The following is a 22,053-nucleotide window of genomic DNA, read 5'->3' as shown; positions in this document are numbered from 1 at the left end:
GGGCGCATTGAAAAGGGATCAGCGGTTAGCCGGGCGCGCATTTTAGCCTGTCCGTATAGTGTTTCTTAGCATTTATTTCGTATTCAACCAGCGATTTGGCAATAACGCGATCAAAGGTCATAAAAAAGGAACGGTAAAAAATCCCGTCAGTCACTACTTAAGCAACTCGATTTCCCGGGTGCCGTGCCCGGGGTTTTGCTCCAACGAGCCAGGGACCGCTCTGGCCTATGCAAACGAGGAGTTTTGTCTGATGAGTACCAAGAAACCCGCCATGACGCCCAAGAGCGAGCTTGCTGGCACCGATACCCTGGACCGTGGCAACACCAATGCCAAGCTGCAAAGCCTGGAAAAATCCCGCTCCGATGCCACGGGCCAGGCGCTGCGCACCAATCAGGGGGTGAAAATCTCCGATAACCAGAACACCCTGAAAGCCGGTGCTCGCGGGCCTTCGCTGCTGGAAGATTTCATCATGCGTGAAAAAATCACGCACTTTGACCATGAGCGTATCCCGGAGCGCATCGTGCACGCCCGCGGCACTGGCGCCCATGGCTACTTCCAGACTTATGAAAACCATTCGGCGCTGACCAAGGCGGGTTTTTTGCGTGACCCTGGCCATAAAACCCCGGTGTTCACGCGTTTTTCCACGGTGCAGGGCCCGCGTGGCTCGGGCGATACGGTACGTGATGTGCGCGGCTTTGCCGTGAAGTTCTTCACCGACGAAGGCAACTTCGACTTGGTGGGCAACAACATGCCGGTATTTTTCATCCAGGACGCGATCAAGTTCCCTGACTTCGTGCATGCGGTAAAACCTGAGCCGCACAACGAAATTCCTACCGGCGGCTCGGCCCACGACACGTTCTGGGATTTTGTCTCGCTGCAGCCGGAATCGGCGCACATGGTCATTTGGGCAATGTCCGACCGCGCCATTCCAAAAAGCCTGCGCAGCATGCAGGGTTTTGGCGTGCATACGTTCCGCCTGGTCAATGCCGAGGGACAATCCAACTTCGTCAAATTCCACTGGCGGCCGACGGCGGGTACCTGCTCCCTGGTGTGGGATGAGGCGCAGAAGCTGGCGGGTAAAGATACCGATTACCACCGTCGCGACCTGTGGGACGCCATCGAGATGGGCGATTACCCGGAATGGGAACTGGGGGTGCAGATTATTCCCGAGGATAAGGAGCATGCCTTCGACTTCGATATCCTCGACCCGACCAAGCTGATTCCCGAAGAATTGGTGCCCATCACCCCGCTGGGCAAGATGGTGCTCAATCGCAACCCGGATAACTTCTTCGCGGAAGTCGAGCAGGTCGCCTTCTGCCCAGGCCATATCGTGCCGGGTATCGACTTCTCCAATGACCCGCTGCTGCAAGGTCGGTTGTTTTCCTACACCGATACGCAGATCAGCCGTCTAGGTGGCCCGAATTTTCATCAGTTGCCGATCAACCAGCCGCTGACGCCACTGCATAACAACCAGCGCGATGCCATGCACCGCAGCACCATCGACAAGGGTCGTGCCGCTTACGAGCCGAACTCCATCGACGGCGGCTGGCCGAAAGAAACGCCACCGGCGGCGCAGGACGGCGGTTTTGAGTCTTACCCGGAGCGCATCGATGCGCACAAAATCCGCGAGCGCAGTGAGTCATTCAGCGATCACTTTTCCCAGGCGCGCCTGTTTTTCAACAGCATGAGCAAGCACGAGCAGGAGCACATCATCGCGGCCTACAGCTTTGAGCTGGGCAAGGTCGAGCGTGAGTTTATCCGGGCGCGCCAGGTCAACGAGATCCTGGCCAACATCGATCTGGAGCTGGCCAAGCGCGTGGCGCAGAACCTGGGCCTGCCGGTGCCGAAAAAAGGCACCGTGCCAGTGCGCAAGACCGCGCCAGAGCGCTCGCCGGCCTTGAGCCAGGCCAACCTGCTGCCAGGGGGGATCAAGACGCGCAAGGTGGCGATCCTGGCGGCCAATGGTGTTGATGGTGCAGCCATCGCGGCGTTGAAAAAGGCGCTGGCCGCAGAAGGTGCCCATGCCAAATTGCTTGGGCCGACCTCGGCGCCGGTAACCACGGCCGATGGCAAGAGCCTGGCGGTGGATGCCTCGATGGAAGGCTTGCCGTCAGTGGCATTCGACGCGGTGTTTGTGCCGGGTGGGGCGAAGTCGATCCAGGCATTGAGCGGCGATGGCGTGGCGTTGCATTACCTGCTGGAGGCCTACAAGCATTTGAAGGCGATTGCGTTGGCTGGTGAGGCCAAGCAGTTGCTGGCGGTGTTGAAGCTGGAGGCGGATGCGGGGTTGATTGTTGGCGGGGATGCCAAGGCGTTGAAGGCGTTTATTGCGGCGATTGCCCAGCATCGGGTTTGGGAGCGCGAGCCTCGGGCCAAGGCGGTTCCAGCTTAAGTTTTTGGTTGTTTGATAGGGCGCCATCGCGGGCAAGCCCGCTCCCACATTTGAAATGTATTCCAATGTGGGAGCGGGCTTGCCCGCGATTGGGGTCAGTGCGCTTTACGCGGAATCAACACAACCTGCGCCGGAATATGCTTGAGGATCTGCCGGTGAATCTTCAGTTCGTACCCTGAATCAATCCGCTTCACTCGTTTGCTCAGCAACGTGTTCAGCCACGGGTAATCCTCGGTGCGCGGCACCTGGATGCTCACATCACACTGGTAATTCACCACGTCGGTGGCGATGGCATCCAGTTGATGGCGCAATTGCTGGATATCCGTGAGGTTCAGCGCAACCGTGGTGCTTTCGGCAGCGGGGTCGATGACCTTGGCCGGTGGCTTGGCTTCGGCGGCCTTGAGGGCGGCTTCGGCTTTATCCAGCTCGGCTTTGCGCGCATGAGCGATGGCGCTGTTGACCCCGCCAGTCAGCGCCGGAGCCTTGGGCATCAAGGAGCGGGCACGGCTCAAGGCAGTGGCGGCGGCGTTGACATCCCCTTTTTGCAGGACGATCTGGCTGCGCTGCAGATAGGCTTCGGCCAGTTGGCGCTGATAAGGCTCCAGCGCCGGGTCGTCGGGCGACTGGGCTTGCAGGGCGGCGAGTTGGTCTTCGGCGGTGGCCAGCTCGCTGCTGGCCAGGTTTTGTTCCAGCTGTGCAATGGCCGCAGCGCGCGCGTCCGGAACCTCGGGGGCGACGGGCGGGGTGCTTTGGCAGGCGCCCAGCAGCAGGGAAAATGCGGCAAGGAGCAGATAACGGGAGGTGAACGGCTTCATTCCTGCGACTCTCTAATTGCGCAAAAAGCGAGCAAGTCTACACCCCTCGACGGGGCAGGACAAAACTCAGCAGAAACAGTGCGGCGGCCGTGACCACAATCGACGGCCCGGCCGGGGTGTCCTTGAACCAGGACAGCGCCAGGCCACCACACACGGCAAGCATCCCCAGCAAACTGGCGCCGACCGCCATCTGTTCCGGTGAACGTGCATGACGCTGGGCGGCGGCGGCGGGGATGATCAACAGCGACGTGATCAACAATACGCCGACAATCTTCATTGCGACAGCAATCACCACGGCGATCAGCAACATCAGGGTCATGCGCAGCGCCGGCACGGGCAAACCTTCGACGGTGGCCAGTTGTTCGTGCACGGTAATTGCCAGCAGCGGTCGCCACAGGGCCACCAGCAGGATCAATACCGCCGCGCTGCCGCCGAGAATCCAGGCCAGGTCCGTGGGGCTGATCGCCAGCAGGTCGCCGAACAGATACGCCATCAGGTCGATGCGCACTTCATGCATAAAGCTCAGGACCACCAGGCCCAGGGACAGGGTGCTGGGTGCGAGGATCCCCAGCAGCGTGTCCGAAGCCAGGGGCTGGCGCTGTTGCAGGGTCACCAGCAGCACAGCGAGCAGCAGGCAGCCAACGGTCACGGCGATGGTCGGGCTGACGTCCAGCAAAAAGCCCAGGGCTACGCCGAGCAGGGCCGCGTGGGACAAGGTGTCGCCAAAATAGGCCATGCGCCGCCAGACCACGAACGAGCCCAGCGGGCCCGCCACCAGCGCCAAAGCCAAGCCTGCAAGCAGGGCGTAGAGCAGAAAATCAGCCATGCTTGCAGCTATCTCCGTGGACGTGGGTATGAGGGGCAGCCGGATCGGCAACCACGGCGCCATGCAGGTCATGGGCGTGGTCGTGATGATGGTGGTAGATCGCCAGGCTCTGGGCATTCTTGCCGAACAGCTCGACGAAAGCCGGGTCGCCGCTGACCTGCTCCGGGTGGCCGGAGCAGCAGACGTGGCGGTTGAGGCATACCACCTGATCGGTGGTGCTCATTACCAGGTGCAGGTCATGGGAGACCATCAGCACGCCGCAGCCGTGACGGTCGCGCAGGCGGGTAATCAGGCTGTAGAGCTCGGCCTGGCCGGCGACGTCGACGCCCTGTACCGGTTCATCGAGCACCAGCAGTTCAGGTTCGCGCAGCAGGGCCCGGGCCAGCAGCACACGCTGCATTTCGCCACCGGAGATGCTTTGTACCGGGCTGTCGATGACCTGCTCGGCCCCGACTTCCTTGAGCGCAGCCAGGGCGCGGGTGCGGTCCACGCCGGGCACCAGGCGCAAAAAGCGCAGCACCGAAAGCGGCAAGGTCGGGTCGACGTGCAGTTTCTGCGGCATGTAGCCGATGCGCAGCTTGGGCTTGCGCCAGACACTGCCGCTGTCGGGCTTGAGCAGGCCCAATACCGCACGCACCAGGGTGGTCTTGCCGGCGCCGTTGGGGCCGATCAGGGTAACGATCTGCCCCGGTTCGACGCTCAGGTGAATATTGTCCAGCACGTTCTGGCCGGCGAACGTGACGCCGACCTGTTCCAGGCGGATTAGCGCAGTGCTCATCAAGCCCCCTGGCAGCCCGAGCAGATGCCCACCACTTCGACGGTCTGCCCTTCGACCCGAAAGCCCACATCGCTGGCACTCTTGATGATCGCATCGCTGATGCTTTTTTGTTCAAGCTCGATGGCGGCGTGGCATTCGCGGCAGATCAGGAATTGGCCTTGGTGTGCATGTTCCGGGTGGTTGCAGCCGACAAAGGCGTTCAACGAGGCGATGCGGTGCACCAGACCATTTTCCAGCAAGAAGTCCAGCGCACGGTACACCGTTGGCGGCGCGGCGCGGCGGCCGTCCTGCTCGCTGAGCACGCCGAGAATGTCGTACGCGCCCAGGGGCTTGTGGCTCTGCCACACCAGTTCCAGCACCCGCCGGCGCAGGGCGGTCAGGCGCAGGCCTTGGCGTGCGCACAGGGCGTCGGCCTCTGACAGTGCGTTGTGGACGCAGTGAGAGTGGTCGTGGGGACGGCTGGCAAGCGGTGTTTTAGGCATGAGCGGCGACAGATATTTGTGAGAGACGTTATTATGTTACCCGTTCCTGTCGCCTTGAGTGCTCATCGTGTCCCGACTTTTTGCCGTTTTTGTCGTATTTGTCACCAGTTTATTGATTGCCGGGGCTGCCCAGGCCGAGGTTCGGGTGCTGACCAGCATCAAACCGTTGCAGCTGATTGCCGCCGCGGTGCAGGACGGTGTGGCGGTGCCAGAGGTGTTATTGCCGCCGGGAGCCTCGCCCCATAACTATGCATTGCGCCCATCCGACGTACGGCATGTGCAATCGGCAGATCTGCTGTATTGGATCGGCCCGGACATGGAAGGCTTCCTGCCAAGGGTGCTCAAGGGGCGTAGTTTGCCGACGGTCGCGGTGCAGGAATTGCCGGGGCTGAAGTTGCGTCATTTCGGCGAAGATAACCACTCCCATGGCGAAGAAGCCGACGACCATGATCACGATCATCGTCCGGGAAGCCTGGATGCTCACCTGTGGTTGTCGCCGGTCAATGCGCGGGTGATTGCTACAAAAATGGCGGCGGACTTGAGCGCGGCCGATCCGGCCAACGCAGCGCGCTACCAGAGCAACCTGCAAGGGTTCGATGGCCGACTGGATGCCTTGGATGTGCGCCTCAAGGCGCGCCTGGCGGGTATCGCCGGTAAACCTTACTTCGTGTTCCACGAAGCCTTCGACTACTTTGAAGATGCCTATGGCCTCAAGCATACCGGCGTATTCAGCGTGGGCGCCGAGGTGCAGCCCGGCGCCCAGCATGTGGCGGCGATGCGCACGCGCTTGCAGGAAGTGGGCAAGACCTGTGTGTTCAGCGAGCCGCCATTGCGCCCGCGCCTGGCCGAAACCCTGGTGGCGGGCCTGCCGGTGAAACTGGCGGAATTGGATGCCCTGGGCGGCTACACCCCGGCAACCGCTCAAGGCTATGAGCAGTTGCTGGAGAAGCTGGGTAATGATTTGGCTGGATGCCTGGAATCACTGTAGGCACAGCGCCAAACCAATGTGGGAGCGGGCTTGCTCGCGAATGCGGTGTTTCAGTCACCCGCTACTTGGCTGACACACCGCATTCGCGAGCAAGCCCGCTCCCACATTTAGAGGGCGAGCGGCAGCTGGATCGCAACGTGCTGACGCTGCTCCAGCCGCTGCTGGAACTCCACCGGATCGTGAATCAACACGTCCTGTCCGGCAAACGTCTCTGCGGCAATCAGGCGTGACAGCCAGAACCGCACACAAGCTACGCGCAACATCGTCGGCCACAGTTCGGCTTCCTTGGTGCTGAACGGCCGTAGTGCCGCGTAGGCTCCCAGCAGTGCCCGTGCGCGGTGTCCATCAATTACGCCAGCGTCGTCCGAGCACCAGTCATTCAGGGCAATCGCCACGTCGTACAGCATCGGCCCGGAGCAGGCGTTGTAGAAGTCGATCAACCCGGTCAGATGGGTGCCTTCGAACATCGCGTTGTCGCGAAACAGGTCGGCGTGGATGTTGGCCCGGGGCAGTGTGAGGATGTGGGCCTTGTGCTGCTGGATTTCATCCAAGGCCGCTTGCAGCAGGCTCTGTTGCTCAGCATCGAGGTGCGAGATCAACTGCGCGCCTTCGTCGAGCATCCAATCCAGCCCGCGATCGGTCTTGCGCTCCAGCACCTTGTCGCCCTGGGTGGCCAGGTGCAGGTGAGCGAGCAACTCACCCACTTGCACGCAGTGCTGGGTGTTGGCGTCCTTGATGTGCTTGCCCGCCAGGCGCGGTTGCAGCAGCGCCGGCTTGCCTGCCAATTCGCGCAGGGCCACGCCTTCGGTGGTGCGCAGGGCATAGGGCACGGGCAGGTCGGCGTCGTGGAGTACGTCCAGCAGTTTGATGAAGAACGGCATTTCGTCCACGGGGCCGCGTTCAACCAGGGTCAGGACATATTCGCCCTGTTCCAGGCTGATAAAGAAGTTGGTGTTTTCGCTACCAGCGGCAATCCCCTGGAAATCGAGCAGGCGGCCGAGCCCATAAGGGGCGAGAAAGGTTTCCAGCTCGGGCCGAGCCAGGGGGGTGAACACAGACATGGTTAAAACTGCCAGTACGGGCGCCGCGGGCCGCAGCGCCGATTAAAATTAAGAAATCATTTCCATTCGAAGATCTTCCATGACGGGATCAGCATATCCGGCTGGTCCGAGCGGATGAAGTTGGCATCGGTTCCGTCCGCGCGCACCAGAAAATACGGGGGCGCGCCTTTGGGCGTTACCTTGATGGCATACAGGAAGCCATTTTGGCGGTACTCCTGGATGGTTTTATCGCCTTCCGTGCGAATGGTGACTTCCGGATCCCCCGAGGGAGCGTCGTCTGCCGCCATGGCAGCCATCGGAGCGAGTGCAATCAAGCCGGTCAACAGCAGGCGATTGAATGTACGCATGATAACCTTGTCCCTTTGTTGTCATTGGTCCGGCTATTCTAGCGCCTGACCCGCCGAAAAGGTTGATCCTGCTCATGAGCCAAGCCCCCCTCGTCCTGGTGGACGGTTCTTCATATCTGTACCGCGCCTTCCACGCGCTGCCGCCGCTGACCACGTCCAAAGGCCTGCCGACCGGTGCGGTCAAGGGCGTGTTGAACATGCTCAAAAGCCTGCGCAAGCAGTACCCGGACAGCCCGTTCGCGGTGGTGTTCGACGCCAAGGGCGGGACATTTCGCGATGACATGTACGCCGAATACAAGGCCAACCGCCCGAGCATGCCTGATGACATGCGCGTGCAGATCGAGCCGCTGCACCAGAGCGTGATTGCCTTGGGCTTCCCGCTGCTGTGTGTCGAAGGCGTTGAGGCGGACGACGTGATCGGCACCCTGGCCCGCAGCAGCGCAGCCGCTGACCGCCCGGTGGTGATTTCTACCGGTGACAAGGACATGGCGCAACTGGTCGACGGGCACATTACCTTGGTCAACACCATGACCGGTAGTGCGATGGACATCGACGGCGTTAAGGAGAAATTCGGCGTCGCTCCCGAGCAGATCATCGACTACCTGGCACTGATGGGCGATTCCTCCGACAACATCCCAGGCGTTCCGGGGATTGGTCCTAAGACTGCTTCGGGCTTGCTGGTAGGTGTGAACGGCGGCCTTAAAGAGCTTTACGAGCAGCTCGATATTGTTCCGACTTTGCCGATTCGTGGGGCCAAGACCCTGCCGGCCAAGTTGGAAGAACATAAAGAGATGGCATTCCTGTCCTACCAGTTGGCGACCATCAAGGTCGACGTGCCACTGGATGTCGGGCTGGAAGATTTGCACCTGATCGAACCGGACCGCGAGAAGCTGCTGGAGCTGTACACCCTGCTGGAGTTCAAGAGTTGGATCGATGAGATTCAGCGCGATGCCAAGCGGGTCGAGCTTAAGGCTGCTGCCGACGTAGCACCGGTGCAGTCTTCGGCTGAGCCTGAGGCCGCAGAGACGCTGGCACCGGTCCAAGCGCAGTACGAAACCATCCTCGACCAGGCCCGTTTTGACGTCTGGCTGAAAAAGCTCAATGACGCGCAGTTGATTGCCTTCGATACCGAAACTACTGGCGTCGATGCCCAGCAGGCGCAACTGGTGGGGGTTTCGTTCGCCGTACAGGCCAATGAAGCGGCCTACATCCCGCTGACCCATTCCTACATCGGCGTGCCCGAGCAACTGGATCGCGATACGGTACTGCTGGCCTTGAAGCCGCTGCTGGAAGACCCGCAAAAGCTCAAGGTCGGCCAGCACGCCAAGTTCGACATGAATATCCTGGCCAATTGCGCCATCGGCGGCGACCCGGCACACGGCATCACCGTGCGCGGCATCGCGTTCGACACCATGCTTGAATCCTACGTGCTGAATTCCACCGCGACCCGCCACGACATGGACAGCCTGGCCAAAAAGTATCTGGAGCATGACACCGTCAGTTTCCAGGACATTGCCGGCAAAGGCGCCAAGCAACTGACCTTCGACCAGATTCCTCTGGAACAGGCCGGCCCTTACGCCGCCGAAGACGCCGATGTGACCCTGCGCCTGCACCTGGCACTGCACGCACAACTCGCGGCACTGCCGAGCCTGGCCAGTGTGCTGACGGATATCGAGATGCCATTGGTGCCGATACTGGCACGCATCGAGCGTCAGGGCGCGTTGGTGGATGCCGCACTGTTGGGCGTGCAGAGCATCGAGCTGGGCAACAAGATGGTGGAACTGGAGCGCCAGGCGTATGAGATCGCCGGCGAGGAGTTCAACCTCGGCTCGCCCAAGCAGTTGGGAGCGATCCTCTACGAAAAGCTCGGGCTGCCGGTATTGAAGAAAACCGGCAAGGGCCAGGCCTCGACCGCCGAAGAAGTCTTGGCCAAGTTGGCCGAAGATGACTTCCCGCTGCCTAAGGTATTGATGCAGTACCGCAGCATGAGCAAGCTCAAGAGCACCTACACCGACCGCTTGCCAGAGCAGATCAACCCGCGTACCGGGCGGATCCACACCTCTTACCACCAGGCCGTGGCGGCCACCGGGCGCTTGTCGTCCAGTGACCCGAACCTGCAGAACATCCCGGTGCGTACCGCCGAAGGCCGGCGGATCCGCCAGGCATTCATCGCGCCCAAGGGTTACAAGCTGCTGGCGGCGGACTATTCGCAGATCGAGCTGCGGATCATGGCGCACCTGTCCAAGGACGAGGGCTTGTTGAACGCGTTCCGCGACAACCTTGATGTGCACACGGCCACGGCGGCTGAGGTGTTCAAGGTCGAGTTGAGTGAGGTCACGTCTGACCAGCGTCGCAGTGCCAAGGCGATCAACTTCGGCCTGATCTACGGCATGGGCGCGCAGAAGCTGGGCAAGGACATCGGTGTCGATACCAAGACCGCCAAGGCTTATATCGATGTGTACTTCGCCCGTTACCCAGGGGTGCGCGAGTACATGGAGCGCACCCGCGCCCAGGCTTCCGATCAGGGTTACGTGGAAACCCTGTTCGGGCGCCGGCTGTACCTGCCGGACATCCACTCCAACAAACCCCAGGAGCGCGCGGGCGCCGAACGTACCGCGATCAACGCGCCGATGCAGGGCACGGCCGCCGATATCATCAAGAAGGCGATGGTCAAGGTCGACAACTGGCTGACAGAGTCGGGGCTGGACGCCAAGGTCATCCTGCAAGTGCACGACGAACTGGTGGTCGAGGTCCGTGAAGACCTGGTGGCCGAAGTCAGCGAGAAGATTCGAGAGCATATGAGCGGTGCTGCGAAACTGGACGTACCGCTGCTGGTTGAAGTTGGGGTGGGTGATAACTGGGACGAAGCGCACTGATCATACGGCGTTGCTGCGGCATCAAGTCGCAGCAACGCCTATAGGTCGGAAACCGCTGACGGTTATTTCCAATAGTTTTCGCGGGCGCCGGAACTTAACCCATGAAAAGTCACTCAGAGTTACTGAATGGGTGGTGAAGCCCTTCAATGCTCCTATGTTGTGTTAAGTGTTGGCAGATATCTGGACCCCGCCCTAGCGGTCCGGAGTACTTAGATCCCGAACTTCCTCTCCCCATACGAAGTTCGGGATTTTTTTTGCCCGCAACAACGTCACTCGGCGATTTCTGCACCCTTGTCCGCCAACTCCATCCAGCCTGCCAGCACGGTATAGGCGTCTTCCAGGCCCATGCGCTTGGGCGCCGAGAACAGCTGGATGGTGATCGCATCACCCCAACCCTTACGGATTTCGGCCTGCACTTTGAGCAAGGTGTTCTTGGCGGCGCCGTAGGTCAGCTTGTCGGCCTTGGTCAGCAAAATGTGCATCGGCATGCCGCTGGCAACCGCCCAATCGAGCATCAACAGGTCGAAATCGGTCATTGGATGACGGATGTCCATCATCAGGATCAGACCTTTCAGACTCTCGCGGCCACCCAGGTAAGCCTCCAGGTGACGCTGCCAGTGCAGCTTCAGTGGGATAGGTACTTTCGCGTAACCGTAGCCCGGCAGGTCGACCAGACGCCGATCATCGTCTAGCTTGAAGAAGTTGAGCAGCTGTGTGCGACCTGGGGTTTTCGAGGTGCGGGCCAGGCTGGCATGGGTCAGGGTGTTGAGCGCGCTGGACTTGCCAGCGTTGGAGCGCCCGGCGAAGGCCACTTCAAAGCCTTCGTCGTCGGGGCATTGGTCGACTTTGGCGGCGCTGAGCATGAAGGTGGACTGTTGGCACAGACCGAGGATGGGGTTCTTGAGTTGCATGGGATTTCCGATGTGGGCGGTGCCGGGAATGGGTGCGGCAAGTAGTGTCGTTCCCGTTTCAGTAGCGCCAGTATATAATGCCGCAGATTTTGTGTGTGCTTTGTCCCAGCGAAGGATGAAGTTCACGGGAGCGATAGACCTTTATTGCGCATTAGAACGCAAAACGCTTCCAAACCCTGAAAAGGTCGACGTATGACCAAGTGGCTGCTAGCTGTCGGTGTCCTGGTACCACTTTACAGTGCGCAGGCTACACAGGATCCGGAAGCTATGTACAACCGCGTTTGCGTGGCTTGCCATGCCGGACAGTTGCCAACGGCCCCCAAGCGGGGTGACCAGGCAGCCTGGGCGCCGAGACTGGCGCAAGGCATGGATACGCTGGTGCAGCACGTGACCCAGGGGTTCAAGGCGATGCCGCCGCGTGGTTTGTGCATGGAATGCCGTGCCGAGGATTACCAGGCCATCATTCTTTTGATGAGCGAGTAGACCCGGTTCATAACTCTATAACCTTTAGCCGTAATTGGATTAGCTGATGAACAAATTGATCGTGAGTCTGCTGTTGACCTTGGGCATCACTGGTGTTGCCCATGCTGCAGGTGACGCTACTGCTGGCCAGACAAAGGCCGCCGTATGTGGTGCCTGCCATGGACCGGATGGCAACAGCCCGGCGCCCAACTTTCCAAAGCTGGCGGGCCAGGGTGAGAGATACTTGAAGAAGCAGATGCACGACATCAAGGACGGCAAGCGAACGGTCCTGGAAATGACCGGCATGCTGACCAACCTCACCGATCAGGATCTGGAAGATATCGCGGCGTATTTCGCCAGCCAGACCGGCAGCGTGGGTGCTGCCGATAAAGCGCTGGTCGTGCGCGGCGAAGCACTCTTCCGTGGCGGCAACCTGGAAAAAGGCCTGCCTGCCTGTACTGGCTGCCACTCCCCGGATGGGTCGGGTAATGCTGCAGCAGGCTTTCCGCACCTGGGTGGCCAGCACGCCCAGTACATTGCCAAGCAATTGACCGATTTCCGCAAGGAAGAAGCCGGCCGTGTCAACGATGGCGATGCCATGACCATGCGCACCATCGCCCGCAAACTGAGCGATGAAGACATTGCAGCGGTAGCCAGCTACATCCAGGGCCTGCATAAGTAAGGCGCGGATGACCGGACGTTGCCCGTGCAACGTTAACGCTCGATTAATCCGTCGATGCAAGCATAAAAAGGGTGGCTGAGGCCGCCCTTTTTTGTGGCCGCTACCGTTACACTAACGAACTCATGCCCGTGTAGACCTGTCATAAAAAAGGTCGCGCGAGGCGACTTTATTTGTCCAGGAGTAAAGCATGCGTAATCTGATCCTCAGCGCCGCTCTCGTCACTGCCAGCCTGTTCGGCATCACCGCGCAAGCCGCCGACGTGCCGCTTGAAGCGGGTAAGACCTATGTTGAATTGGCCAATCCGGTGGCCGTTTCGGTGCCGGGCAAGATCGAAGTCGTAGAGCTGTTCTGGTATGGCTGCCCGCATTGCTACTCTTTTGAGCCAACCATCAATCCATGGGCCGAGAAGCTGCCTTCGGATGTGAACTTCAAGCGCATCCCTGCCATGTTCGGCGGCCCTTGGGATGCCCACGGCCAGATGTTCCTGACCCTGGAAGCCATGGGTGTGGAGCACAAGGTCCACAATGCCGTGTTCGAAGCTATCCAGAAGGATCGCAAGCCGCTCACCAAGCCTGATCAAATGGCCGACTTCCTCGCCACCCAGGGCGTGGACAAGGACAAGTTCCTCGCCACGTTCAACTCCTTCGCTATCCAGGGCCAGATCAAGCAGGCCAAGGAACTCGCGCAGAAATACGGCGTGCAAGGCGTTCCAACCCTGATCGTCAACGGCAAATACCGCTTTGACCTCGGCTCCACCGGTGGTCCTGAAGCGACCCTCAACGTTGCCGACCAGTTGATCGCCAAAGAGCGCGCAGCCAAGTAAGGGGCTCGCCATGCGTCGCTGGGGTACAGAACGAGTCGTTGGCCTGCATGATCCGCAGGTCAACGAACACCATCTCGCGTCCACCGGCCTGCCGGCGGACAGCCGGCTGCGCTTGCTGAGCTTCAATATCCAGGTCGGCATCAGTACCGAAAAATACCGTCACTACCTGACCCGTGGCTGGCAGCATTTGCTGCCCCACACGGGGCGGGCCGGCAATCTGCAAAAGATTGGCGACCTGCTGGGCGACTTCGACCTGGTGGCCCTGCAGGAGGCCGATGGTGGCAGCCTGCGTTCGGGCTACATCAATCAGGTCGAGCATCTGGCCCAGCTTGGTGCATTCCCCTATTGGTACCAGCAACTCAATCGCAACCTCGGTCGTCTGGGCCAGCACAGCAATGGTGTGCTCAGCCGCTTGAAACCGTGGGCGATCGAGGATCACCCTTTACCCGGCCCAAAAGGGCGCGGGGCAATTCTCGTGCGTTTTGGCGAAGGCCCCGAGGCGCTGGTGGTGGTCATGATGCACCTGGCGCTGGGGGCGCGTACCCGAACCATGCAGTTGGCCTACATCCGTGAGCTGATTGGCGATTACAAACACCAGGTGCTGATGGGGGACATGAACACCCACGCCAGTGACCTGTTGGAGAATTCCCCGTTGCGCGACCTCGGGCTGCTGGCGCCGCAGGTCGAAGCCACTTTCCCCAGCTGGCGCCCGCAACGCTGTCTTGACCACATCCTGTTAAGCCCGACCCTGACCCTGGAAAGCGTGCAGGTGCTGGCCCAACCCATTTCCGATCACCTGCCGGTCGCGGTAGAGATTCGTCTGCCGGGTTCGCTCACGGCTGATGCATTACCCGCGTTGAGCCCTGGCCCTCGCGGATCCCTTGCATGAGCGACGAAGCCCAGCGCTGGAAAGAGAAATACCTGTTAAGCATCGAGCAGCAAGAAAAGCTCGAGCGGCGTTGGGCTGCGCGCCTCGACTTGCTGCGCCGTGGGCTGGTGCGCAGCACGCTGGCGGCCGAAGGCACGGATCGGGCTGTCGACCAGTGTATGAAAGAGATGCGCGATGTGGTGCGCAGCGATGACATGGACGCCGCGCTCGCCGCTCTGTTGCCGCGCCTGGAAAAGGCCGTGCTGGATTCCGAGCAGCGCCGTGAAACGCGGGTTGATCAGATCAGTACGGCGCTGACCGCGTTGGTAACGCAATTGCAGGCGCTGCCCTTGCCGCGGGAAGTCAGTCGCCCGCTGAAGAATTTTGCCAAGCAGTTGGACAGCCGTGTCGGCCAGGCGCGTGAGATTCCCCTGCTGCTCAGTGAGTTGAGCGGGCTTCAAGGGCAGGCCCTGAGCAATCTTGAGTCGGATGACGAACCTGCTCGCCCAGGCCTGTTGCAGCGCCTGTTTGGTGGCAAGGAGACAGGTACAGAGGTTGAGCCGGTTGAATCCGCTGTTTCCCCGGCCGCCCGGCCAAACCCTGCAGTAGAAGCCAGCCCGGCCGCCCAGGCGGTTGAGGATGCTCCGGAACTGGCACAGGCGCTGCGTGCCTTTGCGCCACAAGCCCAGGCCCCGCAGCGCCCGGTGCCGGAGGTCACGCCTGTAGCGATGACTGTTGCGCCCGGGATTGATATCGAAGAGCGCGTGGCAACAGCGCCGCAGGCTGCTACGGCCCGGTTGTTGCCCGTTGAGATGCCTGCCGTGGTTGTCGAAACACTGGAGCAGCGCCAACCCGTCGAAGTCATTCTTACCCCGCAGCCTGAACCTGCGCTTGCAGTGGCAGCAGCGCCGCAGGCCGAGCCAGAGGCGCCGCAGCCGACGGCGATCGGCAGCCTGTCGTTACCGCCGGTGCTGGATGATGAATCGGTAGACATTGATCCTGACGCGATGGATGGCGAGGTGCTGTACGCCCTGCCCGACTCGCCTGAGCCATCCTACAGTTCCGTCGCCAAACATATCGAAGACACCCTGCTCGGCCTGTTGGGCGACCTCGACCTGCCCGAGCATCATCGACCCCAGGCCGAAGCCATGCGCGAACGCTTGGCTCACGGGTTGAACTGGTACGAACTGCTGCCGATTCTCGATGACCTGGCAGTATTGATGCTGGCTATTACCGATAGCGGCCAGCATGAGTTCGAAGCCTACCTCAAGCGCCTCAACGAACGGCTGGAAACCTTCCAGAGCAATCTGCAAGCGGCCAGCGATGGGCACGCCGACAGCCGTAGCGCCGCGCGTGAGATGGATACGCAGATCCGTGAGCAGATGGACGGCTTGCAAAGCAGCGTCCAGGACGCGGCTGATCTCGATGACCTCAAGCAAGTGCTGGAGAGTCATCTTGAGGGGCTGCTGGGCGCCATGGACGAGCATCAAAAGCAGCGTGACCAGCGCGAACATGAAGTGGCCGCACGGCTGCAGGGGTTGGCCGAACGGGTGGCGAGCATGGAGCAGGAGGCCCAGGGTTATCGTGATCACCTCGAGGTCCAGCGCCAGAAAGCGCTGATCGACCCGCTCACCGGCTTGGCCAATCGGGCAGCCTGGAGCGAACGCCTGGAGTATGAGGTCAATACCTGGCATCAACAGGGCAACAGTCTGTCACTGGCGATGCTGGACCTTGACCACTTCAAGCGCATTAACGACAGCTACGGCCATCTGGCGGGCGACAAGGTGCTGAAGATCATCGCCAATGTGTTGAGCAAACGCCTGCGGCCGACGGATTTCATCGCGCGTTTTGGCGGAGAGGAGTTTGTCTTGCTGATGCCGGATTCGGCGCTGGGCGATGCGCTGGAACTCGGCGAACGCCTGCGGGCAGCAATTGAGGCGTGCCCGTTTCACTTCAAGGGCGAGCGGGTGACCATCACCATGTCCATCGGTATGGCGCAGTTCCAGCCCGGCGAGCGCAGCGACCTGGCACTCAAGCGCGCGGACGAGGCGTTGTATCGGGCCAAGGCGGCGGGACGCAATCAAGTGCAGGCGGCCTGAAAAGTTGTTCCATTTTGTAAGCCAGCCGCTGATCGGCAAACGGTACGTTACACTGTTGCATTATTGTCTTTAGCGTACTGCCTGTTGCCATGAAATTTCTAGTTGCTGCTCTGTTGTTCCTTACGCTCGCCGGCTGTGCGAGTGGCCCGCGCCTGGATACCAGCCACCCGTCGGTGAATTTCGATAACCGTATCCAGTTCGTCGTCCTGCACTACACCGCTACCAACCTTCAAGGTTCGCTGGCGCTATTGACCAAAGGCCAGGTCAGCAGCCACTACCTGATTGGCGACGACGCCCGTGCGACCATCTATAAGCTGGTGGATGAGGGCAAGCGCTCCTGGCATGCCGGGGAAAGTGAGTGGATGGGGCGTACCTGGCTCAACTCCAGTTCCATTGGTATCGAGATCGTCAATCCGGGCTACCGCGATACACCTACCGGGCGTGTCTGGTACCCGTACTCCGAAGCGCAGGTTCAGTCCCTGGTGACCTTGCTCAAGGACATCAGCCAACGTAACCGGATCAACCCTAAGTTCATTATCGGTCATAGCGATATCGCTCCCGGTCGCAAACTCGATCCGGGCCCCTTGTTCCCGTGGAAGCGCCTGGCGGATGAAGGCTTGGGTATCTGGCCCGAGGCCCAGGCGGTTGCGCGGTATCAGGTCGAGTACGCCAGGCAGTTGCCAAGCATTACCTGGTTCCAGGAAGAGTTGGCACGCTTGGGGTATTCCACGCCGCAGACCGGCGAGCTGGATGTGGCGACGCGGCGTGTGCTGGCCGCGTTCCAGATGCGCTTCCGGCCGGCTCTGTTCGACGGCACCCCGGATGCGCAAAGCGCAGCGATCCTGCGGGTATTGAACCACCGCTAAGCGCAGACCCCCTGTGGGAGCGGGCTTGCTCGCGAATGCGGTGTATCAGTCAACATATCCATCACTGATCCACCGTATTCGCGAGCAAGCCCGCTCCCACATTTGATCTTCGCTGCTTTGGGCATTGCGTTCGCTTAACTGAACGGCATTAGGACAAGCCCGCTTGCCACGACAGGCTTTTAGTTACAGCGGCAACGCCATATAGAACTGCGTACCCTGCCCTGGCCGGGAATAAACCCCCATGCGGCCACCGTGCAACTGCACGATCTCCTTGCACAGCGCCAGCCCCAGGCCGGCGCCGCCTTTCTTGCGACCTACCTGCACAAAAGGCTCGAAAATCCTGCCTTGCTGGCCGTAGGCGATGCCTTCGCCATTGTCCTCGACGCTGATGATCAGCCGTTCGCCATGGCGCCGCGCCTGCAGGCGAATCTGCCCGCCTTCGCTGGTATGGCGCAGGGCATTGCCGAGCAGATTGTCCAGGACCCGTTCCAATTGCGCCTGGTCGGCATGCAGCCTGGGCAGTTGCGCTTGTGCTTCAACCAGCAGGTCGATGTTTTGCGCATTCGCCAGTTCGGCAAAACGCGTACGGGCATGTTCAAGCAGATCATTGATGTCGCAAGGCGCCAGGGTGAGTTTTTGCAGGCCGTTCTGGTAGCGCGAAAAGTTGAGCAGGTCGTTGATCAACTGCATCAGGCGCTGCATTTCTTCGTTGACCGTATTCAACAGGTCGGCTTCGCGGGACTCAGGGGGGAACTTCGCCCTTTCCTGGAACAGGCCGAACGCCATGTGCATGCCGGTGACTGGCGTACGCAATTCATGGGAGGCGCGCAGTACAAATTCGCTGCGCACCCGTTCGAAGGCCCGTTGCTCGGTAACGTCGTGTAGCACCATCACGGCGCCGAGAATATGCCCTTGGTGGTGGCTGACGGGCGTCATGCTGTAGGTCAACAGGCGCGATTCGCCCTCGACTTCCACTTCCAGGTCGTCAGGTGCGCGTTCCAGGTTGCCGCCACGCAGCACCAGATGCAGTTGCTCATCGAGTTCGGGGCGTTGCAACGCATCACCCAGGCCCTGCCCCAGGCGGCTCTCGTCCCAGCCCAACTGGCGCTGGGCGACCGGGTTGAGGTGTTCCAGGCGCCCTTGGCGATCGATCATTAGCAACCCGTCGTCGATGCTGTCGAGTACGGCCTGCAAGCGTTGCTGGCCGGCGAGCAATTCGTCGACATTGGTTGCCTGATGCTGACGCAGGGCTTCGGCCATGATGCCAAAGCGCCGGGTCAGTTGGTTCATTTCGGCCGCCGAAGAAATCGGCAAGGTGACATCAAAATTCCCCTGGCCAATTTTATCGGCAGCCTTGGCCAGGGCTTCGATGGGCCCGCCAAAGCGCCGGGCAATGCCATGGGCGGTGATGAAGCCGATGATCAGTACCGCCAGGCCCACCAGCCCAAGCAGCCCGGCAATCCACAGGGCGCGTTCGCGAGACTGGCTTTCGGTGTCACTGATGTTTTCCAGTGCTCTTTTATGTTCGCTGATCAGCCCATTGCGCAAGACGTTGAAGCTGGTGGTGAGTTTTTCGTTATTGCGCAGGGATGGCGGCGTACTTTCATTTTCTTCGAACGCTTCGAAGAACGTCAGGTAATCGGCCTTGGCCTGAGAGAAACCGCCGACCCTGGCGACACTCTTTTCCTGGGCGATGCCCTCGTCCAACAGCTTGAAGTACTGTTGCTTGGCCTTGTTCAGCGCCACGGGGTCAGGGGTGTCGTTGAGCATCAGAATCAGCTGGTCACCCAGGCTCTGGCGCAGCTTGAGCCCCAGGTCCAAGGTTATGAAGTTGCTGCGGATCAAAGATTCCTGGGTCTTGGCCATTTGCATGACACTCACCAGCCCCAGCAGCAACCCGAGCAGCGCCACGGTGATCAGCGCAGAAATGCTCAGGAACAGCCGCGTGCGCAGTTTCATCGCCAGCTTCATAAGGTACAGCTCACAAGTTGTACTGCTTGCGTTTGCGATACAGCGTCGACGCATCGATGCCTAGGGTTTTGGCCGCCTGGTCCAGGGTGTCGCTGGTGGCCAGAACGGCGCCGATATGGGCCTTTTCCAGTTCATCCAGGCTCAACGCCGCACCGATGCGTGGTGAATTATTGGTCGGCTGCTCGGCCATTCCCAGATGGCTGATTTCGACCTTCTCTTGGGCACAGATGATGCTCGCCCGTTCCACGACGTTGCGCAGTTCGCGGATATTGCCCGGCCAACGGTAGTTCAGCAGGGCTTCACGGGCCTCATCGCTAAAGCCGCGAGCAGGCCGCGCATACTCTTTGACGAAGCGCGCGAGGAAGCGGTCGGCGAGGGCGAGGATATCTTCGCTGCGTTCGCGCAGGGGCGGCAGGTGCAAGGTGATGACGTTGAGGCGATACAGCAAGTCTTCGCGAAAACGCCCGTCGCGCACCATGTCTTCCAGGTTCAGGTTGGTCGCCGCCAGGATTCGTACATCGGCGCGTCGGGTGACCGGGTCGCCGACCCGTTCATATTCCTTGTCCTGGATAAAGCGCAGCAACTTGGGTTGCAACGTCAGGGGAAAGTCGCCGATCTCGTCGAGAAACAGGGTACCGCCATCGGCTTGGTTGACCCGGCCCAAGGTGCTTTCGCTGGCGCCAGTAAAGGCGCCGCGGCTGTGGCCGAACAGTTCGCTTTCCATCAGTTCGGCAGTCAGAGACGGGCAGTTGATAGTGACGCAGGACTTCTTCGCCCTTTTGCTCCAGCCATGAATAGCCCGGGCCAGTTCACCTTTACCAGTGCCGGACTCGCCGAGGATCAGGATATTGGCGTCGGTTCCGGCCACTTGGCGGGCGGTCTCCAGCACTACCATCATCGACGGGCTATGGGAGTCGAGGCCATCCTTGGGTTGGCGCACTTCGCCTTCCAGTGCTTCCAGGCGCGCCGACAGTTGGCGTACCTCCAGTTGCTTGGCGGTGGCCAGGCGCAATTGGTCCGGGCTGCAAGGCTTGACCAGGTAATCGGCCGCGCCTGCCTGGATCGCATCCACGGCCGTATCGACGGCCGAATGAGCGGTGACGATCACCACACGCATCCAGGGAGCCTGGATACGCATCTGCGCCAATACATCCAGGCCATTGTCTTCGCCCAGGCGCAGGTCCAGGAAGCACAGGTCGAACACTTGGCGTTGCAACAGTGCATCGGCCTGGGCCGCGCTGTTGGCGGTGGCCACGGTATAGCCTTCATCTTCCAGGCAGTAACGGAAGGTGCGGAGGATTGCGGACTCGTCGTCCACTAAAAGAATGCGGCCTTGAAGTTCCTTGGCTGATTCCATCTGTCCCGCGCTCCTTAAAATAAGAATGATTGATCTTGGTTAGTCCCGGAATAATCGGGCAAGTTGCATGGTTTATTCTGATTGATTAAAAGCCCTATCGCGCAGCTATCTGAGACCCTTCCTACGTATATGCCTAGGCAGCGCGTTTTGGCCCTTCTTGACCCTTCGGCAGTCCTACAGCTCGCTCCGATCCCTCGATCCGACCAATGACCATCGTGCATTTCGCACGGTGAGGATAGGCGCATCGTGCAGGATGCTGTTGGGAAGAAACTCGTTGATATTGTAAGTGTCTGATTTTATTGATTTTTATCTGATTAAAAAACTGGCATGCACTCTGCAATACCTCTCCTACAAGCGTGATAACGAACAAAACACCATGCGGGAGATATTCAGGATGACTCGCCAAAGCCTCAAGCCATTGCGTGTATCGCCACTGCGCCTTCAACAGGGTCTGTTCGCCAGCCTCGCCTTGATGGTGACCTTGATCGGTGGTCAGCAATTGCAGCATTGGCAGGAGAGCCAGCAGTCCGCCCCGCAGTTCGAACGCGCACCCATGACGCAGACCCATTTCCGTTCCGTTGGCAGCAGCAGTGCTGACGTCACAGCCCCACGCATGATCGCGGTTGAACAGGACATTGCCCTGTATGACGAACCGGTCCAGGAACGTTGGGTGTTCTAGGCACGAACCTGCCGCCCCGTTGGGTGCGACAGGATGGCTACACAGCAGTCACTTCTATAGACGCGAAAGGAGAATCACCATGTTGAGTTGGGCAATCACATTCCTGATCATTGCCATTGTGGCTGCAGTCCTGGGCTTCGGTGGTATCGCGGGCACCGCTACGGGTATCGCCAAGATTCTCTTTGTCGTTTTCCTGGTGATGTTCATCGCTTCCTTCTTCTTTGGCCGTCGCGGTCGAGGCTGAACATGGCCAACTTGTCTTTCAAAACCCTTGCTGCCGCCCTGCTGTTGGGCGGCAGTAGCCTGGCCATGGCTGCCAATGACGGCCAGGCGCGGGCCAGTGAGCTGCTCAGTTCCGACCCGCAATATCGCGAAACCTGGCAGGGCGTGGTCAAGAAGGAAGAGCGTCTGCCGGAATGGGTAATCAACCTGTCGGGCACGTCTGAGCAAATGAATGCTTTGACGGAAGACGGTGACGGGTATTTGGTAGGGCCACTGTGTGAAACGGCCGATACCTGCCTCAATAAACGTCTGATCGTGGCGTTCCGCATGGACAAGGACAAAGCCTACGCGATGTTGGTCGAAGTTCCTGCCGGGCTTCCGGCGGACAAGTCGCCAACACGGCATGCGGACTATCGTTTCATCGGTAAGCCCGATGAAGGCATGCAGAGGTTGCTGATGGAGCAACTGAAGAAAGATCCGAATTGGTACTAGGCCCGTCTGCGGGCCTCACCAACATGGAACCAGGCCAACTGCCTGTTTCCGTTTGC

Annotated in this window: 21 protein-coding genes; 12 read left to right on the top strand and 9 right to left on the bottom strand. The window is 60.2% G+C overall.

The genetic code is table 11. The features are described 5' to 3' along the window. Nucleotides 1–220 precede the first annotated feature (220 nt). Nucleotides 221–2,392 carry a catalase HPII gene (gene katE, locus HBO09_RS00220; RefSeq protein WP_262381161.1) on the top strand — a complete coding sequence of 724 codons (2,172 nt, stop codon included), beginning with the start codon at nt 221–223 and terminating at the stop codon, nt 2,390–2,392. A gap of 95 nt (nt 2,393–2,487) precedes the next feature. Here katE and HBO09_RS00215 read toward each other — a convergent pair whose 3' ends face one another. The 4 genes from HBO09_RS00215 to HBO09_RS00200 are packed head-to-tail and all read right to left on the bottom strand — an operon-like array spanning nt 2,488 to nt 5,305. Continuing rightward, nucleotides 2,488–3,207: a PA5502 family lipoprotein gene (locus HBO09_RS00215; RefSeq protein WP_169990766.1), complete on the bottom strand. Its 720-nt coding sequence runs from the start codon at nt 3,205–3,207 to the stop codon at nt 2,488–2,490. A gap of 37 nt (nt 3,208–3,244) precedes the next feature. Continuing rightward, nucleotides 3,245–4,033 (bottom strand): zinc ABC transporter permease subunit ZnuB, encoded by a 789-nt coding sequence (gene znuB / locus HBO09_RS00210; protein ID WP_029290341.1) that lies wholly within the window; start codon nt 4,031–4,033, stop codon nt 3,245–3,247. Beyond that, a complete protein-coding gene (znuC, locus tag HBO09_RS00205; protein WP_169990765.1) occupies nt 4,026–4,811 on the bottom strand; it encodes a zinc ABC transporter ATP-binding protein ZnuC in 786 nt (261 codons plus the stop codon). Before znuC ends, znuB begins: the two co-directional genes overlap by 8 nt. After that, nucleotides 4,811–5,305, bottom strand: coding sequence for a Fur family transcriptional regulator (locus HBO09_RS00200; protein ID WP_169991566.1), 495 nt, complete (start codon nt 5,303–5,305; stop codon nt 4,811–4,813). The genes znuC and HBO09_RS00200 overlap by 1 nt, the downstream gene beginning before the upstream one ends. Nucleotides 5,306–5,351: 46 nt before the next feature. Between HBO09_RS00200 and HBO09_RS00195 the strand changes: the two genes are divergently transcribed. Next, nucleotides 5,352–6,281 carry a zinc ABC transporter substrate-binding protein gene (locus HBO09_RS00195; RefSeq protein ID WP_169990764.1) on the top strand — a complete coding sequence of 310 codons (930 nt, stop codon included), beginning with the start codon at nt 5,352–5,354 and terminating at the stop codon, nt 6,279–6,281. Nucleotides 6,282–6,388: 107 nt separating this feature from the next. Here the strand turns inward: HBO09_RS00195 and HBO09_RS00190 are convergent, their stop codons facing one another. Together HBO09_RS00190 and HBO09_RS00185 are read right to left on the bottom strand one after the other, a co-directional pair. Then, nucleotides 6,389–7,342 carry a homoserine kinase gene (locus tag HBO09_RS00190; RefSeq protein ID WP_169990763.1) on the bottom strand — a complete coding sequence of 318 codons (954 nt, stop codon included), beginning with the start codon at nt 7,340–7,342 and terminating at the stop codon, nt 6,389–6,391. 56 nt (nt 7,343–7,398) lie between these two features. Further along, nucleotides 7,399–7,689 carry a DUF2782 domain-containing protein gene (locus HBO09_RS00185; protein WP_017528747.1) on the bottom strand — a complete coding sequence of 97 codons (291 nt, stop codon included), beginning with the start codon at nt 7,687–7,689 and terminating at the stop codon, nt 7,399–7,401. Between the two features lie 74 nt (nt 7,690–7,763). Here HBO09_RS00185 and polA point away from each other — a divergent pair, with 74 nt between their 5' ends. Next, complete coding sequence (polA, locus tag HBO09_RS00180) at nt 7,764–10,565, top strand: DNA polymerase I (protein ID WP_169990762.1); 2,802 nt, start codon at nt 7,764–7,766, stop codon at nt 10,563–10,565. A 269-nt stretch (nt 10,566–10,834) separates the two neighbouring features. Here polA and yihA read toward each other — a convergent pair whose 3' ends face one another. After that, nucleotides 10,835–11,476 (bottom strand): ribosome biogenesis GTP-binding protein YihA/YsxC, encoded by a 642-nt coding sequence (gene yihA, locus HBO09_RS00175; RefSeq protein ID WP_032862650.1) that lies wholly within the window; start codon nt 11,474–11,476, stop codon nt 10,835–10,837. A gap of 192 nt (nt 11,477–11,668) precedes the next feature. Here yihA and HBO09_RS00170 point away from each other — a divergent pair, with 192 nt between their 5' ends. The 6 genes from HBO09_RS00170 (at nt 11,669) to HBO09_RS00145 (ending at nt 17,276) form a co-directional block, all read left to right on the top strand. Continuing rightward, nucleotides 11,669–11,959: a c-type cytochrome gene (locus tag HBO09_RS00170; RefSeq protein ID WP_169990761.1), complete on the top strand. Its 291-nt coding sequence runs from the start codon at nt 11,669–11,671 to the stop codon at nt 11,957–11,959. Between the two features lie 46 nt (nt 11,960–12,005). Next, on the top strand, nt 12,006–12,620 hold the full coding sequence (locus tag HBO09_RS00165) for a cytochrome c4 (protein ID WP_169990760.1): 615 nt from the start codon (nt 12,006–12,008) through the stop codon (nt 12,618–12,620). A gap of 187 nt (nt 12,621–12,807) precedes the next feature. Next, the gene (dsbA, locus tag HBO09_RS00160) at nt 12,808–13,443 is read left to right on the top strand and encodes a thiol:disulfide interchange protein DsbA (RefSeq protein WP_169990759.1); all 636 of its coding nucleotides are present in this window, start codon (nt 12,808–12,810) and stop codon (nt 13,441–13,443) included. A 10-nt stretch (nt 13,444–13,453) separates the two neighbouring features. Beyond that, nucleotides 13,454–14,332, top strand: coding sequence for an endonuclease/exonuclease/phosphatase family protein (locus HBO09_RS00155; protein WP_169990758.1), 879 nt, complete (start codon nt 13,454–13,456; stop codon nt 14,330–14,332). Then, entirely contained in the window at nt 14,329–16,410 is a 2,082-nt protein-coding gene (locus HBO09_RS00150; RefSeq protein WP_169990757.1) for a diguanylate cyclase, read from the top strand. The genes HBO09_RS00155 and HBO09_RS00150 overlap by 4 nt, the downstream gene beginning before the upstream one ends. Nucleotides 16,411–16,499: 89 nt before the next feature. Continuing rightward, on the top strand, nt 16,500–17,276 hold the full coding sequence (locus tag HBO09_RS00145) for an N-acetylmuramoyl-L-alanine amidase (RefSeq protein ID WP_169990756.1): 777 nt from the start codon (nt 16,500–16,502) through the stop codon (nt 17,274–17,276). A 183-nt stretch (nt 17,277–17,459) separates the two neighbouring features. Here the strand turns inward: HBO09_RS00145 and HBO09_RS00140 are convergent, their stop codons facing one another. Both HBO09_RS00140 and algB read right to left on the bottom strand, forming a co-directional pair. Further along, nucleotides 17,460–19,247 carry a KinB sensor domain-containing domain gene (locus tag HBO09_RS00140; protein ID WP_169990755.1) on the bottom strand — a complete coding sequence of 596 codons (1,788 nt, stop codon included), beginning with the start codon at nt 19,245–19,247 and terminating at the stop codon, nt 17,460–17,462. Between the two features lie 10 nt (nt 19,248–19,257). Further along, nucleotides 19,258–20,604, bottom strand: coding sequence for a sigma-54-dependent response regulator transcription factor AlgB (gene algB / locus HBO09_RS00135; protein WP_032862658.1), 1,347 nt, complete (start codon nt 20,602–20,604; stop codon nt 19,258–19,260). Nucleotides 20,605–20,998: 394 nt separating this feature from the next. On the opposite strand from algB, the gene HBO09_RS00130 reads away from it, so the two are divergent. From HBO09_RS00130 to HBO09_RS00120, 3 genes are all read left to right on the top strand, one after another. Continuing rightward, a complete protein-coding gene (locus tag HBO09_RS00130) occupies nt 20,999–21,283 on the top strand; it encodes a hypothetical protein (protein ID WP_169990754.1) in 285 nt (94 codons plus the stop codon). 79 nt (nt 21,284–21,362) lie between these two features. Continuing rightward, entirely contained in the window at nt 21,363–21,527 is a 165-nt protein-coding gene (locus tag HBO09_RS00125; RefSeq protein WP_003170804.1) for a DUF1328 domain-containing protein, read from the top strand. A gap of 2 nt (nt 21,528–21,529) precedes the next feature. Next, a complete protein-coding gene (locus HBO09_RS00120; protein ID WP_169990753.1) occupies nt 21,530–21,997 on the top strand; it encodes an inhibitor of vertebrate lysozyme family protein in 468 nt (155 codons plus the stop codon). Nucleotides 21,998–22,053: the final 56 nt, after the last annotated feature.

It is taken from the genome of Pseudomonas sp. WS 5027 (assembly GCF_012985695.1).
GTDB lineage: Bacteria > Pseudomonadota > Gammaproteobacteria > Pseudomonadales > Pseudomonadaceae > Aquipseudomonas > Aquipseudomonas hygromyciniae.
This window is presented reverse-complemented; position numbering and strand designations above follow the sequence as displayed.

Bases quoted from the DNA above. Each gene is read 5' to 3' on its own strand.
- HBO09_RS00215 (WP_169990766.1), bottom strand. From the start codon at position 3,207: ATGAAGCCGTTCACCTCCCGTTATCTGCTCCTTGCCGCATTTTCCCTG.
- znuB (WP_029290341.1), bottom strand. From the start codon at position 4,033: ATGGCTGATTTTCTGCTCTACGCCCTGCTTGCAGGCTTGGCTTTGGCG.
- znuC (WP_169990765.1), bottom strand. From the start codon at position 4,811: ATGAGCACTGCGCTAATCCGCCTGGAACAGGTCGGCGTCACGTTCGCC.
- HBO09_RS00190 (WP_169990763.1), bottom strand. From the start codon at position 7,342: ATGTCTGTGTTCACCCCCCTGGCTCGGCCCGAGCTGGAAACCTTTCTC.
- HBO09_RS00185 (WP_017528747.1), bottom strand. From the start codon at position 7,689: ATGCGTACATTCAATCGCCTGCTGTTGACCGGCTTGATTGCACTCGCT.
- polA (WP_169990762.1), top strand. From the start codon at position 7,764: ATGAGCCAAGCCCCCCTCGTCCTGGTGGACGGTTCTTCATATCTGTAC.
- yihA (WP_032862650.1), bottom strand. From the start codon at position 11,476: ATGCAACTCAAGAACCCCATCCTCGGTCTGTGCCAACAGTCCACCTTC.
- HBO09_RS00170 (WP_169990761.1), top strand. From the start codon at position 11,669: ATGACCAAGTGGCTGCTAGCTGTCGGTGTCCTGGTACCACTTTACAGT.
- HBO09_RS00165 (WP_169990760.1), top strand. From the start codon at position 12,006: ATGAACAAATTGATCGTGAGTCTGCTGTTGACCTTGGGCATCACTGGT.
- dsbA (WP_169990759.1), top strand. From the start codon at position 12,808: ATGCGTAATCTGATCCTCAGCGCCGCTCTCGTCACTGCCAGCCTGTTC.
- HBO09_RS00155 (WP_169990758.1), top strand. From the start codon at position 13,454: ATGCGTCGCTGGGGTACAGAACGAGTCGTTGGCCTGCATGATCCGCAG.
- HBO09_RS00150 (WP_169990757.1), top strand. From the start codon at position 14,329: ATGAGCGACGAAGCCCAGCGCTGGAAAGAGAAATACCTGTTAAGCATC.
- HBO09_RS00145 (WP_169990756.1), top strand. From the start codon at position 16,500: ATGAAATTTCTAGTTGCTGCTCTGTTGTTCCTTACGCTCGCCGGCTGT.
- HBO09_RS00140 (WP_169990755.1), bottom strand. From the start codon at position 19,247: ATGAAGCTGGCGATGAAACTGCGCACGCGGCTGTTCCTGAGCATTTCT.
- algB (WP_032862658.1), bottom strand. From the start codon at position 20,604: ATGGAATCAGCCAAGGAACTTCAAGGCCGCATTCTTTTAGTGGACGAC.
- HBO09_RS00130 (WP_169990754.1), top strand. From the start codon at position 20,999: ATGACTCGCCAAAGCCTCAAGCCATTGCGTGTATCGCCACTGCGCCTT.
- HBO09_RS00125 (WP_003170804.1), top strand. From the start codon at position 21,363: ATGTTGAGTTGGGCAATCACATTCCTGATCATTGCCATTGTGGCTGCA.
- HBO09_RS00120 (WP_169990753.1), top strand. From the start codon at position 21,530: ATGGCCAACTTGTCTTTCAAAACCCTTGCTGCCGCCCTGCTGTTGGGC.